14 protein-coding genes, 1 pseudogene and 1 riboswitch are annotated in these 15,771 nt (G+C 52.3%); all 15 genes and pseudogenes read right to left on the bottom strand.

From position 1 onward, the window contains the following. Positions 1-12 precede the first annotated feature (12 nt). On the bottom strand, positions 13-552 hold the full coding sequence (gene hpt / locus AC1BI1_RS12920; RefSeq protein WP_476717718.1) for a hypoxanthine phosphoribosyltransferase: 540 nt from the start codon (positions 550-552) through the stop codon (positions 13-15). 165 nt (positions 553-717) lie between these two features. Continuing rightward, positions 718-869, top strand: a riboswitch (cyclic di-AMP (ydaO/yuaA leader). A 5-nt stretch (positions 870-874) separates the two neighbouring features. Beyond that, entirely contained in the window at positions 875-1,555 is a 681-nt protein-coding gene (locus tag AC1BI1_RS12925) for a hypothetical protein (protein ID WP_476717719.1), read from the bottom strand. A 74-nt stretch (positions 1,556-1,629) separates the two neighbouring features. Beyond that, complete coding sequence (locus tag AC1BI1_RS12930) at positions 1,630-2,553, bottom strand: uroporphyrinogen decarboxylase family protein (protein WP_476717720.1); 924 nt, start codon at positions 2,551-2,553, stop codon at positions 1,630-1,632. Continuing rightward, complete coding sequence (locus AC1BI1_RS12935) at positions 2,553-4,406, bottom strand: ASKHA domain-containing protein (protein WP_476717721.1); 1,854 nt, start codon at positions 4,404-4,406, stop codon at positions 2,553-2,555. The genes AC1BI1_RS12930 and AC1BI1_RS12935 overlap by 1 nt, the downstream gene beginning before the upstream one ends. After that, on the bottom strand, positions 4,384-6,024 hold the full coding sequence (locus AC1BI1_RS12940) for a response regulator transcription factor (protein ID WP_476717722.1): 1,641 nt from the start codon (positions 6,022-6,024) through the stop codon (positions 4,384-4,386). The genes AC1BI1_RS12935 and AC1BI1_RS12940 overlap by 23 nt, the downstream gene beginning before the upstream one ends. Then, positions 6,018-7,883 carry a histidine kinase gene (locus AC1BI1_RS12945; protein ID WP_476717723.1) on the bottom strand — a complete coding sequence of 622 codons (1,866 nt, stop codon included), beginning with the start codon at positions 7,881-7,883 and terminating at the stop codon, positions 6,018-6,020. Before AC1BI1_RS12945 ends, AC1BI1_RS12940 begins: the two co-directional genes overlap by 7 nt. A gap of 85 nt (positions 7,884-7,968) precedes the next feature. Next, on the bottom strand, positions 7,969-8,766 hold the full coding sequence (locus AC1BI1_RS12950; protein ID WP_476717724.1) for a methyltetrahydrofolate cobalamin methyltransferase: 798 nt from the start codon (positions 8,764-8,766) through the stop codon (positions 7,969-7,971). Positions 8,767-8,781: 15 nt separating this feature from the next. Next, on the bottom strand, positions 8,782-9,414 hold the full coding sequence (locus tag AC1BI1_RS12955) for a corrinoid protein (RefSeq protein ID WP_476717725.1): 633 nt from the start codon (positions 9,412-9,414) through the stop codon (positions 8,782-8,784). Positions 9,415-9,523: 109 nt separating this feature from the next. Then, positions 9,524-10,099 carry an orotate phosphoribosyltransferase gene (gene pyrE / locus AC1BI1_RS12960; protein ID WP_476717726.1) on the bottom strand — a complete coding sequence of 192 codons (576 nt, stop codon included), beginning with the start codon at positions 10,097-10,099 and terminating at the stop codon, positions 9,524-9,526. A gap of 21 nt (positions 10,100-10,120) precedes the next feature. Beyond that, the gene (locus AC1BI1_RS12965; RefSeq protein ID WP_476717727.1) at positions 10,121-11,038 is read right to left on the bottom strand and encodes a dihydroorotate dehydrogenase; all 918 of its coding nucleotides are present in this window, start codon (positions 11,036-11,038) and stop codon (positions 10,121-10,123) included. A gap of 14 nt (positions 11,039-11,052) precedes the next feature. Beyond that, entirely contained in the window at positions 11,053-11,832 is a 780-nt protein-coding gene (locus AC1BI1_RS12970; RefSeq protein WP_476717728.1) for a dihydroorotate dehydrogenase electron transfer subunit, read from the bottom strand. Between the two features lie 375 nt (positions 11,833-12,207). Next, complete coding sequence (locus AC1BI1_RS12975; protein WP_476717729.1) at positions 12,208-14,367, bottom strand: heavy metal translocating P-type ATPase; 2,160 nt, start codon at positions 14,365-14,367, stop codon at positions 12,208-12,210. 6 nt (positions 14,368-14,373) lie between these two features. Beyond that, on the bottom strand, positions 14,374-14,763 hold the full coding sequence (locus tag AC1BI1_RS12980; protein ID WP_476717730.1) for an ArsR/SmtB family transcription factor: 390 nt from the start codon (positions 14,761-14,763) through the stop codon (positions 14,374-14,376). A gap of 192 nt (positions 14,764-14,955) precedes the next feature. Next, positions 14,956-15,228 (bottom strand): annotated as a pseudogene (locus AC1BI1_RS12985) (TCP-1/cpn60 chaperonin family protein); the annotation flags it as partial. Positions 15,229-15,275: 47 nt separating this feature from the next. Beyond that, positions 15,276-15,563, bottom strand: a complete 288-nt coding sequence (gene groES, locus AC1BI1_RS12990; protein WP_476717731.1) for a co-chaperone GroES — start codon at positions 15,561-15,563, stop codon at positions 15,276-15,278. Positions 15,564-15,771 lie beyond the last annotated feature (208 nt).

A 15,771-nucleotide genomic window follows, 5' to 3' on the forward strand; every position in this document is an offset into this window, starting at 1 on the left:
TCTTCCTAGATACTATCGCTTATATATTTCCGGTTTAAGCACACAAATATCCGGCAAGTGGCGATACTGCTGGGCATAGTCCAACCCGTAACCCACCACAAAGCAGTCGGGAATACAGAAACCGCGATAATCTACCTGGACATCCACCAGGCGCCGTTCGGGCTTATCCAAAATAGTACAGGATTTAAGGCTCAGAGGCTGCCTGGCTCTTAGATTTTCCAGCAAATACTTCAGAGTTAGCCCCGTATCCACAATGTCTTCCACTATCAATACGTGTTTATCTTCTACCGGTACTTCCAGGTCCTTAAGAATGCGCACGGCACCGGAAGAAGTAGTGGCGCTGCCGTAGCTGGAAACAGCCATAAAATCCAGGGTAAGAGGGATAGTGATTTCCCTGACTAAATCGGCCAGAAAAATTATAGCGCCTTTTAATATACCTACAACCAAGAGATCCTTACCGCTATAATCTCGGCTGATGGTCGCCCCCAGTTCTTTAACCCTCTCCTTAATTTGCTGCCTCGTAACCAGCACTTCCGCTATATCATTGCGCAATTTTATCCACCCCCTCAATATTGTAGCGCAACCACTTAAGCCCCGTAAACAAAGCTAACTTCTCCGTAAGTACAAAAAATCCTGCCGCTCGGGCAGAATAAAACTTCTTAACATCCTCTCATGAATATGTTAAAATAAAGATGCCATCAACTCCATACTTCTCTTCCGCCCGGATCGCCGAATTTCTTTGGCTATGGCAGAAGGAAAGCGGGGGACCCAATATTTTTGGGGGTTAATCCGCGGCGCTGTACCGCGGTAGGGCTAATCACTCGGCCCGCACCCGTCAGCTAACCCCGTAGGCGTGAGAGATGGGTGGATTTTTTTATTTTGGCGGTTTAATGGTAATACGCTTGTTAAAATCATATAATTCTAGTACCATATTCAACATGTCTTCCGGCTTTTGGCGATGGTTGGCCACCAGCTCTACTCTCCGGATGTAGTTGCTCCCCCGTTCAATCCAGAGCTTATAATTGAAATTTTCCCAATAAGCATTGAGGAGGCGGTTATTTATCTCCGGCCGCAATACCAGTAAATACGGGCGGCCGGATATATTTTTTTGTCGTCCCTTGTACTGTAATTCCTTTAGCTTGGTGATCTTGAGTATGGACAGAGGGTTAATCTCGGCCATGAATAGCTCCTGCTGTAAAGGAGAATTTCCCGGCGTTACCATCCACCGGCCGGAAAGGACATCCTTAAAATAGGTGGTGTCCCTTATTTGATATACGTCTACCTCCTGCCCCGTCATCTTACCCCATAGATGCAAATCTCCCTCTTTACTCCGTTCACCGTTGACCCTGCTTACCTCAATTCGCCCGCCGTCGGCCTCAAGGTAAGCTTCCAGGCGAAAGCGGTAGCTCGTCACAGAATTGGTAGTATCCAGAGCCTGAATAACAAGTTCTTCCGGAACTACTTTGATTTCCCTTAGGTAATAGTTATAGCCCCAGGCACCTACCACTAGGCTAAAGACAATTACCGGCAGCACTATCTTCAGCCTGCGGAACAAAAAAATCACCCTTCCTGTTCTGGCTCTTTTCTCTACTATTAATACGGGAACAGGAAGGGGATATGCCAAGGGAATTAATGGTAGAGTATTCCAAAAGTGCCGTACTCCCCGGCAGCCCGGTAAAGGACGAGCACCTTCTCCGGGGGAAGGTCACCGCCTAAGCACCCGCTGCTGGTGGAAAAAATGAAACCCCCGCCCGGCGCGGCCACCGCCATAATTCTTCTTACTTCGGATGCAATTTCCTCTTCCCCCGCTTTGACTAAAAAATCCAAGTCAAAATTGCCCACAAGGCAAAGATTGGCTCCAAACTCTTTTTTGATGAGGGCTATATCCATTCCAGCCGAGGGTTCCAGAGAATGGACTCCGGTAAAACCCGCGGCCACCAGGTCCGGCAGGAGGCTCGTAATATTGCCATCGGAGTGGAAGAAAACCGGTACCTGCTCTAACTTCAAAGCTTCTACCTGGTAGCCCCATAGAGGAAGAAAAAACTCTCGCAAAAGGCTTGGATTTACATAAGGACCCCGGGTATAAGCAATATCATCGGCTATGATTATGCCGTGGGCGCCGGCCCGTAAAGCATGGCGCGCCACTTCCAGGCCAAAGTGAGCCTCTTTAAGCGCCATTTTCTTTATTTCCTCGTCCCGGCTGCCCAGCCGCATAAGGAAATCTACAAAATCCATCCGCCATGCCGTCCGCTGGAAGGGGCCATCGATAAGGGCAAAGATAAAAAAGTCCGTTCGTTCTCGCCAGCTCTGAAACAAGCCATAATCCAGCTCGCCGGCCCGGACTTCCCTATCTGTAGTCAGGCCTTCCGGCGCCAGGCCCACCAGGTCCATACCTAGAAGTTCGCGCACCGCTACTTCGTCCTCCCAGGTTACCCTTCCTTCCCTGCCCAAAATACCTGCCACCAGTTCCGGGGCCAGCTTCCACTCCCCCTTGGGAACCCTATCCAGCTCTTGGCGGCTGATAGCCCGGTAAACCCTCTCTACTCTGGTCATCATGGTCTCCTCTCAGGTAAAGTGAGGGAAGAAACAAAAGTGTCATGAAAGGAAGGCTGGACCATTAATTCCACATATCCCACCTGCCTAGCAATGTCCTCCGCCCGGTGCCGTTCAGTTAGGGATACTAAAGCTAAACGCGCTCCGGTGCCGGCTGCATTGCCTACCTGCCGGAAAAGCTCCAAAGGCAAGGGGGGAAACATACCTATGGCTACCGCACTAGCTACTTTAAGGTGAGTGCCAAAGGCTCCGGCCACCACTACCTCTTCAATATCCCCAAGGGTAAGTCCTGCTGTCTCCAGGAGGAGCTTGGTACCCGTAGCAATGGCCGCCTTAGCCAGCTGTATTTCGTTTATATCCTTCTGGGTGATAACTATATCTTTCCCTGTACCGCTCTCGGCTGCCGAAACCAGTACAAATTCGGCCGGCCCGCCTCCTTCCGGTACCCTCACCCGGGGGTGCTGGCGGTCAAACCTGCCGTTAACGTCAATTATGCCGGTACGATAAAATTCAGCCACGGCATCCAGGATACCGGAGCCGCAAAGGCCCAAGGGTGCCCTATCGCCTATGGTTTCCAGTTCCACTTCCAGGCCACCCTCCTTTAAGCGCACCATTTGGATGGCGCCCTGGACGGCCCGCATGCCGTGCAGAATATGGGCTCCCTCAAAGGCCGGACCCGAAGCGCAGGAACAGGAAAGCATTCTCCCGCCGTGGTTTAGGACTATCTCTGTATTGGTTCCTATGTCTAACCCTAGGGTGACTTTTGTGGCTTTATCCAGCCGGGTCCCCAAAATCATGGCCACGTGATCCCCGCCCACGAAACCGGCAATAACCGGCAGGGAATAGACATAAGCCCCAGGGCTGAAAGCCAGTCCCAAATCTCGAGCTTTTATCTCTACAGGAGTGGTAACCGAGGGCACATAAGGGGCCCGGGCCAACTGGGCAATGGGCAGACGCAGGAGCAAGTGGTGCATGGCTGTATTGCCCACAATCACGGCTTCTTCAATATCCTCGGCCTGCAAACCCGCCTGGTGGGCCAGCTGGGCAGCCAGGCGGTTCAGTCCTTCAATTATGGCTTGGTGGATGCGGTTGTATTGTTCTTCCCCTTCCAGGGCGTAGGCCAGCCGGGCCATAACGTCCTCCCCGTAGGCAATCTGGGGGTTCATAATCCCGTCGCTGGCCAAGGTCACTCCTGTTTCCAGGTTAACTAAAAAGCCGGCTACTTTGGTGGTACCCAGGTCCACGGCCAGGCCCACCGGCGGGGGAACGGGACGGCCAAAAAAGCAATTTATAATTTCCCTACCTTTAACGGTAACCGCACCATCGCCGTTTAAAGCCAGGGGCGGTGTTCGCCGGCAGAGCTCAATATCTACTGGCAGGCTCGGTAGGTTGTAATCATCTACCAGCTTATCGGTTACCTGCTGCCAGACAGGCCGCGGATTTTCAATGGTGGTCTGTTCTAGGCTAAGGGCATAACGGGCCACCGGGGGTTCCGGTACTACCTCCACCACCAATCCTTCCACCTGCAGCTTCTGCACCCCTACCATGGACTCTGGCGGTATTTCCACTTTAACCGAACCCAGCAGTGTCGCCTGGCAGGCCAAACGGTAACCTCCCGCCAGCTCTTCCGGCAAGAGGGCCTTCTTTTCCGCCTCAGTCGGTGGAGACAAAGCCTCGCCTGTAATTTTGACTTTACAGCGACCACATAAGCCCCGGCCTCCGCAGGGCGCAGTTACGCCACCTGCCCCCAGGGCTAAGCCCGCTTCCTGGGCTACGGCCAATATGGTCTGGCCCTTTTTAGCCTGAATACGGCGTCCAACAGGCTCAAAATCAACTACTAGACCTTGGTTCAAGAGGCTCTCCCCCTATTTTCCGGAATACGGTAGGTGTATACCCTTCCTGTTTTTTAAAGACCTGGCCAAAATAGCGAGAGTCGCGGTAGCCTACCCGCGATGCTATCTCGGTCACGGAAAGATCGGTGTGCAGCAAAAGTTCTTTAGCCGCTTCTATCCTTATGCGAGTCAGGTAATCGATAAAGTTTTCTCCCTTCAGCTGTTTAAAGAGGCGGCTAAAGTAACAGGGGCTCAAATATACATGTTGGGCCACTTCCTCCAAAGAGAGGTCCCGGTGGTAATTTTTCTGGATAAACGCAATGGCTTTATCTATCAAGTTGGTATTGCGCCGTTCGCGGGCCTCGACTACTTTATCCACCAGGATACTTAGCTTCTCGCCTATCTTCGCCTGCACCTCGGCCAGGGAATCCAAAGACATAAATTCGCTACTCCCAGCAAGGGTAATCCCTGCTATTTCCTCCGGATCAGCACCGGCTTCCAGGGCAGAACGGGCAGCTAAACTTATTAACTCTAAAAACTTCATCTTTAAAACCGGCGGCCGCACTTCTTGTTTTAACATTATTTCGGCAATTACCTGATTTAAGTTGCGGCAGGCACTTTCTTTATCCCCTAGCCGTACACTTAAGGCCAGTTTTTGCTCGGCAGGAGAAGCCAAAGGCTGCCTGGAACGAGGTAGGACAGTAACGTCATCGGCATGAATCACCTGATCCCCGCCGTAGAGTATCCGGTATTCGGTTGCTGCTTTGGCCTCGGCATAGGAGCGCGCTAGGCTCGAGGGATTGTCCACCGGCCGCCCTATGCCTACTGTAACGGTAAGGGGTGTAAGCCGGCGGATACTGGCGCAGAGCTCTTCCCCCAGGCGGATGGAAGCTTTTCTTATAGCTTGCCGGTCGGCTAAATGATCGCTGGGTAAAAGGATAATAAATTCGTCCTTGAGACCAGGTACCACCACCGTCCCCGGCCACCGGGAGACTGTCTCTTCAATAATTTGTAAAACCCTCTTTTTGAGGAACTGCCATTCCACTTCGGACATATGGGCTGGTCTGGCCGGGGAATTATCCACTGTCACCAGCAGCACCAGGCGAGGTAACCGTGGAAGTCCTAAAAAATCGGCCCGCGCCTTGATCTCTTCCGGTCCAATATTGCCGGCTATCAGGTCCATAACGAAGCCCAGGCGAATGAGCGGGAGCATTTCTTCCAGGGCAGCCCTAAGCTTTTGGGTTTCTTCCTTGGCCCGGCGCTCGCGATCTATCTCCTGAGCCAGGCTGTCCAGGAGGGATATTAGCTCCTCCCCTGCTACCGGTTTTAATAAATACTGCGAGGCTCCCAGAACAATGGCTTCCTGGGCGTAGGCAAATTCATCGTAGGCAGTAACAAAAACGAGACGAGCATCAGGCAAAAGATCGCGCAGAAGCTTGCCCGCTTCCAGGCCGTCCATGACCGGCATCTTTATATCCAGGAGTACAACATCGGGGTGCATTTGTTGTCCTAAGGCGACTGCTTCGGCGCCATCACGCCCCTCAGCAATAACCTGGTATTCGGGGCGCGTTTTTTCCAGTAAATACCGAATGGCCTGCCGTTCTAAAGGTTCATCATCTACAATAAGCAATTTTAGCAACTTCGGTTTGCACTCCCTTTGCTTTCCTCTTTTTTCCATAAAGGAAAGGTTAACTGAACACTGGTTCCCGCACCAGGTTTGCTATTGACATTCAGAGCACAGTCACTGCCAAAATAATGCTGTAGGCGGCGGTAAACATTAACAATACCCAGGCCGCTTACCTGCCCTTTGCCGCTGCGGCGCACTTCCAGATCGAAAATATCTTTTTGTATTTCTTCTGGTATCCCTACCCCTGTATCCCGAATTTCTATATGGACCTGGGAGCCCAATACCCGGCCCCTGATATAAATTTTACCCCCTTCCTTCAAGGGTTCCAAGCCGTGAATAACTGCATTTTCGACCAAGGGCTGCAATACCATACAGGGTACCCGTGCGTCCAGCACTTCTGGTTCCACATCTATTTCACTGGCTAGGCGGTCGCTGAAACGGGTCTGCTGGATGAAAAGATAATCCTCTGCAGCGGTCAGCTCTTCCCGTACTGTAACCAAGCCCTTTACCTGATAGAGGGTGTAGCGCATCAACCTAGCCAGAGTTCTCACCATTTTTTCAGTGTTCACAGCCCCTTCAAAAAGGGCCAAGCGGGAAATGGTATTCAAAGTATTAAATAAAAAATGAGGGTTTACCTGGGACTGAAGGGCTTTGAGTTCCGCATCTTTTAAAGCCTGTTCCAGCTGATGCTGCTTTTTCAAAAAATGGATAAAGCTATTTCTTTCTTCTTCCAGCTCTTGTTTGGCCGCCAGAACAGCACTGAGCTGTACAATTTGATCTGCAACAAAGGAAAGAAGCCCACAGACCGCCTCCAGATCCTCGAAGGACAGCACCGGTATAACTGCCGGCTGCTCCACTTTAGCCGGTTTGTCATCCCTTAAAAAACAATGGCCGCAGAGGATGGCTCCTACTGTGCCGTCTTCATTAGCCAAGGGATAGGAGATTTCTACCAGTCCGGCAGGGCAGCGGTACACAAAAGCCCCTTTGAAACTGCCTACATAAGTAGTTAAGTCTTCGTCAAAAGAAGAGGACCTAACCTTACCGTACAAGATATGGCAGTACTGGGAACATTCTAAAAATCTCCCCAAAGGGGACATTAGATTCCCTCTGGCATCGACGACCACCAAATCTAAACCGGACAGCTTGCTTATCGACTCTTGCAACTCTTTTAAAGCTCCCTCGCCCAGAACCCGGGTGAGGATAGCCGGCTCCAAGGTGGGTGGCCGCTTCCGGCCGGCGCCGATGAGTTCTTTGATAAGGGGGATGGCGCTGGTAGCGTCCGGCGCATAACCATCGGCGCCCATTTTAGCTGCTATATTGGCGTTGAGAGGGGTACCGCCCACTACTACCTTTACTTTCTGGCGCAGCCCTGCCTCTTCTAGGGCTTTAATAGTTTCTACCATGGATTTACGCGTAGAGGAAAGAAGGGCCGAGAGGCATAAAACATGGGGGCGATATTTGATCACCGCTTCCACAAAGCTGCTCGGCGCCACATTTACTCCTAAGTCGATCACTTCAAAGCCGGAAGCTTCTAGCATGATACCTAGCAAGTTTTTGCCTATATCATGGATATCTCCCTGTACCGTCCCGATAACAGCCCGCCCCACTGTCTGCACCTGGCCACTGATCATATAGGGCTTCAGTTCCTTCATTCCGGTATGCATGGCACGGGCAGTGATGATCAGATCTGTTACATAAATTTCGTTATGCTCAAACTTCTCGCTTACTATATCCATGGCTCTAACAAAGCCGTCGGTAATAATATGGGTAGGATCTGCTCCCTTCTGCAGGGCCCGATGTACTTCCTCTTTTACTTTATGGGCATTGCCGGCAATAATGGCTTCAATTATCTCTTCGAAGGGGGCCCCCATGGCCTCACCCTCCTCAAGGTATGAAAAAAGGCCGCACACAGGGCTTCCCTGCCGCAGCCGAAGTATTTTCTTTTTGTATATATAATTATACCACTAATTTACCAGACCGGGCAGCTGTAATGTATTCCAGGCAATATTCGTCCTGTCCACGTAGGGCTTTGGCTGCCGCCAGCAAAGACATTAAAGGCTTATCCAGGGGGTCCAGGATAAAAGCATCCATTCCCGCAGTCAAGCACATGACCATAAAAGCCCGATTCAAAAGCCGCCTTTCCGGCAGGCCGTAAGATATATTGGAAAGGCCACAAATAAGGTGAATATTAGGGTATTTTTCCCGCAAAGCCCTCGTGCTTTCTAGGGCTTCCACGCCATAAGAACTGTTAACACTTAGCGGTTTAATCAAGGGGTCCAGGTAAATATCCTCTTCTGGGATACCGGCTTCTACTAGATTGGGAATCAGCTTTTCGGCTACCCGCAGGCGATCCTCAACCGATTCAGGCATACCGCTGTCATCCATACAGAGGGCAATAACAGAAGCTTTATATTTTTGTATCAACGGCAGCACTTCTTCCCAGCGCTGCTTTTCGGCCGTAATAGAGTTAATCATAGCCTTACCCTTATGCCGGGCCAGTCCTGCTTCTAGAGCCTGGGGGCTGGGGCTATCAATGCACAGGGGAACATCCACCACTTCCTGAACTATGTCCACCAGCCACGCCATAACGGCAGCTTCTTCACCTATACTGGTCCCACAGTTGACATCAATAACGTGAGCCCCAGCCTCTACTTGCTTTACCGCGAGCTCCTGAAGATATGCTTTGTCCCTGGCGGCAACAGCCTGGGCTATGGGCTTACGGCTGGAATTGATTAACTCGCCAACGATAAGCATCCGGTATCCTCCCTGTTAAGCCACACCCAGAAGTTCCTTTACTTTATCCACGGCCGAAGCTGCATCCGGAGCATAGCCATCAGCGCCAATTTCATCGGCAAATTTCTGGGTTACCGGTGCTCCCCCTACGATGATCTTAATCCGGTCACGGTAAGGCGCCAGGGCTTCTACAGTCTTCTTCATTTGCATCATGGTGGAGGTTAAAAGGGCAGACATACCTACCACCTGGGGTTTGTGCTCCTCCACAGCCTGCATAAACTTCTCCGCCGGCACATCGATACCCAAGTCTATTACTTTAAAGCCGGCCCCCTCCATCATCATAATAACCAGGTTCTTGCCGATGTCATGGAGGTCACCCTTGACCGTCCCGATGACCATAGTGCCCTTTTCCTGCAAAGCATCGCCTGCTAACAGCGGTTTTACCACTTCCATACCAGCATGCATAGCCCGAGCAGCTACTAAAACTTCGGGAACATAGATTTCATTGTTCTTAAACTTTACGCCAACAATGTTCATGGCAGCAATCAGTCCATCATTGATAATGGTGGTAGGAGGTATACCCTCTTCCAGGGCTTTAGTTACACCCTCTCGCACTTTATTGGCATTGCCGGCCATAAGGGCTTCCTTGATTTCGTCCAGGATGGCCATGCTTCTCTCCCCTTGTCCCTGAAGTTTTAAGTATTGTATCTACTTTTAAGTTTATTTTTACGTTTAGGGGAGAACAAGGCCAAATTATTGTCATGTGTTTGCTTTCTTGTCATAGGTTACGGCTGCCGGGTTTCACAGCCTTCAAACCCTGGCGGCATAAAGGGCACTCCTCCGGCCGGTAGGCTTCGATTTCCAAGCTTAAAAGTGCATGCAAGGGCACGCCCAGGTCCACCTTGCCACCACTGCGGTCCACAAAGGCCCCTACCCCTACCGGCACGGCTCCGCATTCTTTTACCACCTCGATTACTTCCTTTACCGAACCTCCGGTAGTAATCACATCCTCCACCACCAGCACTTTATCCTCTGCTCCCAGCGAGAAACCCCGGCGCAAGCTCATCTTGCCGTTTTCCCTTTCGGTGAACAGGGCTCGCGCTTTTAAGAATCTAGCCACCTCATAGGCGATAATAATAGCTCCTGTGGCCGGACCTACTACCGCTGTTATCCCCTCTCCCTGGTATTTTTCTGCCAGGGCGGCACAGAGTTTGGCAGCTTCTTCCGGGTATTGTAAAACTTGAGCGCACTGAAGGTAGCGCCCGGCATGGAGTCCGGAGCTCAAAATAAAATGGCCTTCCCAAAGGACTCCCGTCCGGCGAAAAATATCCAGTATTTCTTCGGTTCTAAGCATTGGAATCTCCTTTCCCCGGGTTTAACTTTCCAGCGCACCAATAATTTTATTTATATCGTCAATATTGTTTTGCACCAAGTACTCTTCTAAACCCGCAATTATCTCCGGTATAGCCCGGGGATTGACCAGATTAGCAGTCCCCACAGCTACCGCCCGGGCGCCGGCCACAAGAAACTCCAGAGCATCAGTAGCCGTCATAATACCTCCCATACCGATAACCGGTATTTTAACTGCCCTGGCCACCCGCCATACAGCATAAAGGGCTACAGGTTTTATGGCCGGCCCGCTCAAGCCCCCCGCGAGGTTGGCCAGCATCGGTCGCCGCCTCTGCCAGTCTATAGCCATCCCCTGCAGGGTGTTGATCAGGGAAAGGGCGTCGGCTCCTGCTTCCTCTACCCTCTTGGCTATGGCCACCACGTCGGTGACGTTAGGGGTAAGTTTGGCAATAAGGGGCAGAGAAGTAGCCCGGCGCACCGCCTCTATAACCTTAGCTGCTTGGTCCGGGTGGCTACCAAAGGCCAGGCCTCCTTCTTTAACGTTGGGGCAGGAGATATTAATCTCCAGGGCTGCCACCCCGGGAACCTCTCCCAGACGCCGGGCCAGCTCAACGTATTCTTCCACTGTCTTACCGGCAATATTGACGATCACCGGCGGGCGAAACCGGCGCAAGAAAGGCATTTTCTCCCGGATGAACACTTCCAGACCGGGATTCTGCAGGCCTATGGAGTTAAGCACGCCAGCCGGCGTTTCCACTATGCGCGGCGGAGGGTTTCCCGGTGTAGGTTCCAGGGTTACACTTTTGGTAACAATGGCCCCCAGAGAATTTAAATCCAGGTAGGGAGCATATTCTTCCCCGAAACCAAAAGTGCCGGAAGCCGGCATAACCGGATTCTGCAAGCGTAAACCCGCCAGTTCTACCTCCATTTTAGGTGTAACCATGGGTTAGTCTCCCTTTACCATACAATTTTTTGCGCCGGGAAGACCGGCCCAGTCGAACATACATTTTCATAAATAATGCTGCCGTCTGGCTGATAGACGGCCACCACACAACCCCGGCAGGCTCCCAGTCCACAGGCCATTCTTTCCTCCAAAGAAACCTCGGCCGAGATTCCCTGCCCGCTGGCCAACTCGGCCACATTAGCCAGCATGGGACGCGGGCCACAGGCAAAAATTTGATCCCACCGTTGTTTTCCCAGATCACGGGCCAAGAGCTCCGTAACTGAACCAGTAAAACCTGCACTGCCGTCATCAGTGGCAATTTTAAGGCACAAACCTAGCTGCTGTAAAGCTTCCTGCCGCAAAAGATGTTGGCGGGTGCGGGCGCCCAAGTAAAAAGAAACTCGAAGACCTCTGGCCACGGCAGCCCGGGCTAGGAAAAACAGAGGAGCAACCCCTAAGCCGCCGGCCACCAAAGCGATGTTACCACCGGCCGGGATACTAAACCCTCGCCCCAGGGGACCCAGCCCCTCAATGATGGACCCAGGCGCCTGGGCGGCCAGCCAGGCGGTCCCTTTGCCCACCACCTGGTAAAGCAAATCCATCTCCTGCCGGGCAGGGTCAAAATCGTGGATGCTCAAAGGCCGCCGCAAAAGGGGGTCGAAATACGGCCCGCAGCGTATATGGACAAACTGGCCCGGCTGGGCTGTATTAAACGGTACTTTCAGACGCAAATGATAGACTTCGGGTCCCGCAGGCAAGTTAGCCAGGACCTCGCCTTGCCACAAGGAGGACATGTGCCTATACCAGCTCCCTCGGAGGCTCTATGCTGCTGCTATTGTAAGACCGTGAGAGAGGAAAGTCAATGCCTCGCTTGGATAAGTAGCCGATTTTTTCGCTAAATCTGTTTCCCCGGATTTTTTGAGGTCACCTACAGCAAAAAACCGACCGAAAGGTATACCTACTCTGATAATCTTTTAAGCAAGGCACGGCCAGAGGATCCAGGAAATTTTGGCCAAAAAGAAGCCGGCCGGCTGGTAACCGGCACTTTTTGCGTTTTGTTCCGGAAGAGCGCACTTTTATCCATTTTCACTGCTTTGGCGAATTCCGGAGGGCTTCATTATATTGGAGTTCGGTCAAAGGGCAGGAAAGGCAAATAGCCTTCCTCGTCCCTAACGCCACTTTCCTGTGCGCATACGCAAAAGCCGCATGCCGTTGAGGGTTACCAAAATGGATGCCCCCATATCACCTAGAATAGCCAGCCAGAGGGTAAGCCAGCCTGGAAATACAGCCAATACAGCGACGGCTTTGATAGCCAGAGAAAATGCGATATTCTGCCGAATGATTTTAAGGGCCGCCCGGCTGAGGCGGATGGTGAAGGGGAGCTTGGTCAGGTCGTCGGACATAAGGGCAATATCGGCCGTCTCCAGGGCGGTATCCGTACCTGCCCCTCCCATAGCAATGCCAAGGGTAGCCGTAGCTAAGGCCGGTGCGTCATTAATGCCGTCGCCAACCATGGCCACTTTCCCGTATTGCTTAAGGAGCTCCTGGATCGCCCTGACCTTGTCCTCCGGTAACAGTTCCGCCCTGTATTCGTCGATGCCTACTCTAGCTGCTATGGCCCGGGCGGTGGCCTCATTATCCCCCGTCAACACGATGGTACGACTGATGCCAGCCTGTTTGAGAGCGGCAATGGCAGCCGCACTGGCCTCCCGGACCTCATCAGCCACGGCTATAATTCCCAGCAATTCTTTTTCCGTACCCACCATTATGGCAGTCTTACCTTCTTCTTGCAGGACGCGCAGTCGGTCTTCCAGGTTGTCGGTAGCTATACCCAGTTCTCTAAACAAACGCACATTTCCGATATAGATAGTTTGTCCCTGCACTACCCCCTGGGCACCACGCCCGGGCAAGGCGGTGAAAGCCTCGGCAGGCTCTACCTGGGTCCCGCGGGCTTCCGCAGCTTTTACAATGGCTACCGCCAGGGGGTGCTCCGAACGCGCCTCCAGGTTCGCGGCAATCTGGAGTAATTCCTGTTCAGACCGCTCACCTAAGGGAATAATATCGGTGACAGTAGGTTCCCCTTTGGTAAGAGTTCCGGTCTTGTCAAAGGCCATGGCCTTCAGGTCACCTGCCTGTTCCAGGTATATGCCGCCCTTGATTAGGACTCCGTTGCGGGCGGCGTTGCCGATGGCGCTCACAATAGCGACCGGGGTAGAGACCACCAGGGCGCACGGGCAGGCGACCACGATAAGAGCCAATCCCCGGTAAATCCAAGGCCCCCAGGGGTAACCCAGGAGCAAAGGGGGGATCAGAACTAGGGCGGCAGCCAGGAGGAGGACTAGGGGTGTATAGACTTCGGCAAAGCGGTCCACGAAGGCCTGAGAGGGTGCCCGTTGAGCCTGTGCCTCCTCCACCAAGTGGATGATTTTGGCGATGGTGGTATCCTGGACCAGCTTGGTTACTTCTACCTCCAGAGAACCGTAAGTATTGAGGGTACCGGCATACACTTCCGCTCCCGGCCCTTTCTCCACCGGTACCGATTCGCCCGTAATGGTGGCCTCATTGATGGCCGATTCGCCTTTGATGATACGGCCGTCCATGGCAATCTTTTCACCCGGGCGAACGATCATGATGTCCCCGACCTGGATCTCCTCCACGGGGATTTCTGCTTCCTCACCTGTCGGACGCCGAACCCTGGCTACCTTGGGAGCGATATCCATGAGGTCGCGGATTGACCGACGTACCCGTCCCAAGGTCCAGGACTCCAGCATCTCAGAGACGGAGTAGAGGAAGGCTACCACAGCGCCCTCTCTCCACTCACCGATAGCCATGGCTCCAGTGATAGCCATGGTCATGAGTACGCTCATGTTAAAATCCAGGTGGGGCAAGGAATACATAGCTCTGCGGATATTGCCCCATCCACCAATCACTATGGCTGCTGCGTAGAGCGGGATGAAGAGGGAAGCCCCTCCATCGGCTCGTTCCCCTATATAAGCGGCCAGCAACGCCACCACAGAAAGGGCCGCCCTTACCAGCTCCCAATTAACCTTGGGCTGGGCCGGTGGTACCAGCTCTTCCTCCACCGGGATGATCGTGTAGTTTTCCTTTTTACCTTCCCGCCGGATGGCTTCTAGGTCGGCTTTTCCTTCCACGATTAGCTTGCCGGTGGTGGGGTTTAATTGAGCCCTGGTTACACCAGGGAGTGCTGCCACATTCCTTTCAAACTTGGCAGCGCAGTCCAGGCAGGTAATCCCTTCCACCCGGAAGGCAGTAATTTTGCCAATTTGGACTACGCCTTTTGATTGGCTTGCCCTTGCAGACTGGGCCATTTAACATCAGCCTCCGTTAGTACCCCGCTGGGTAAGATTTATGACCTGGCGAACCAAGTTTCCGATGTGGGGATCGACCAGCCGATAGTACACCAGCTTCCCTTCTTTACGATACTTGACCAGTCCCAAATAATGGAGAAGCCGCAGATGATAGGAAGCCGTCGCCTTGCTGCTACCGATCAGAGCCGCCACATCACAGACGCAAAGCTCAGCCTCGCTCAAGGCATAAATGATCTTTACCCGGGTATCATCAGCCAGGGCCTTAAAGATGGTAGCTACCCCCTCCATCTTATCTACCCGGGGCTTGAGCCGCTTTATGACTTCCTCGTTGATACAGTTGACCTGACAGACCGGAGCATCTCGTTCCAGCTTGCCTGGTAGGGAATAAAGGGCCATAGGTGTACCCCCTTATGCAAACAATCAAAAACCTTTTTGACTATAATTTATCCAAAACCCTCCCCTTTGTCAATATTAAGCACTGCTGCTGGGGAGTCTCCACTAGCCATAAAAATACCCCCTACGTAGACTTCTACATAGAGGGTACTAGTGTAATTTATTTAATCGAAATTTAATCGGAGCTTGAACTTGTCACATGGGAGGGGTATGGCCTAAGCCAGCGTCTTCCTCTTCGGGCAGTTCAGCTACCAAACTCTCGGTACTGAGAACCATGGAGGCGATGCTGGCGGCGTTTTCCAGGGCCGAACGGGTCACCTTTACCGGGTCTATGATACCCGCTTTCACCATGTCTACATATTCCAAGGTAACGGCGTCAAAGCGTATACCGTCTCCTGAATTGCGCACTTTCTCGACTACTACCGAACCCTCCACTCCGGCATTCTCGGCCATTTGCCGTAGGGGCTTAATTTACCTGGCATCTATGTAGCCTCCTAAGAGTTCTATGCCCGCACTTACTCTATAACTGCCAGAATGTCCCGCTCGCTTATGAGAAGATATTTTTCTTCTCCTTCCTTAACCTCCGTCCCAGCGTATTTGGCAAAGATTACACGATCGCCTTTCTTGACTTCCAGGGGTACACGCTGGCCGTTCTCCAGCACCCTTCCCGGGCCCACGGCTACGACTTCACCTTGCTGGGGCTTCTCCTTCGCCGTATCCGGGAGCACAATCCCTGCCTTAGTCTTTTCTTCGGCTTCTAGTACTTTCACTAGTACGCGATCTCCCAGGGGTTTGAAAGCCATAGTACGAACCTCCCTCTCCAAAAATTTGTTTGTCATTGTCCCGGTATTAGCACTCATCTTTACGGAGTGCTAATACCCACAAGTATCATATTCCCTTTTTCACGAAAATGCAAGCCCCTTACGGGCTGAGTTATCCCCACCTATGAAAAACCGCAACCCTGATTTTGGATGATTTAGGCTGCAGGAGAGGGTATTTCTGTCATCATTT

This window comes from Thermanaeromonas sp. DSM 22490 (assembly GCF_056378755.1).

Coding starts and splice junctions, on each gene's coding strand:
- AC1BI1_RS12970 (WP_476717728.1), bottom strand. CDS start 11,832: ATGTCCTCCTTGTGGCAAGGCGAGGTCCTGGCTAACTTGCCTGCGGGA.
- groES (WP_476717731.1), bottom strand. CDS start 15,563: ATGGCTTTCAAACCCCTGGGAGATCGCGTACTAGTGAAAGTACTAGAA.
- AC1BI1_RS12950 (WP_476717724.1), bottom strand. CDS start 8,766: ATGCTTATCGTTGGCGAGTTAATCAATTCCAGCCGTAAGCCCATAGCC.
- AC1BI1_RS12955 (WP_476717725.1), bottom strand. CDS start 9,414: ATGGCCATCCTGGACGAAATCAAGGAAGCCCTTATGGCCGGCAATGCC.
- AC1BI1_RS12945 (WP_476717723.1), bottom strand. CDS start 7,883: ATGGGGGCCCCCTTCGAAGAGATAATTGAAGCCATTATTGCCGGCAAT.
- AC1BI1_RS12965 (WP_476717727.1), bottom strand. CDS start 11,038: ATGGTTACACCTAAAATGGAGGTAGAACTGGCGGGTTTACGCTTGCAG.
- AC1BI1_RS12975 (WP_476717729.1), bottom strand. CDS start 14,367: ATGGCCCAGTCTGCAAGGGCAAGCCAATCAAAAGGCGTAGTCCAAATT.
- pyrE (WP_476717726.1), bottom strand. CDS start 10,099: ATGCTTAGAACCGAAGAAATACTGGATATTTTTCGCCGGACGGGAGTC.
- AC1BI1_RS12980 (WP_476717730.1), bottom strand. CDS start 14,763: ATGGCCCTTTATTCCCTACCAGGCAAGCTGGAACGAGATGCTCCGGTC.
- AC1BI1_RS12930 (WP_476717720.1), bottom strand. CDS start 2,553: ATGACCAGAGTAGAGAGGGTTTACCGGGCTATCAGCCGCCAAGAGCTG.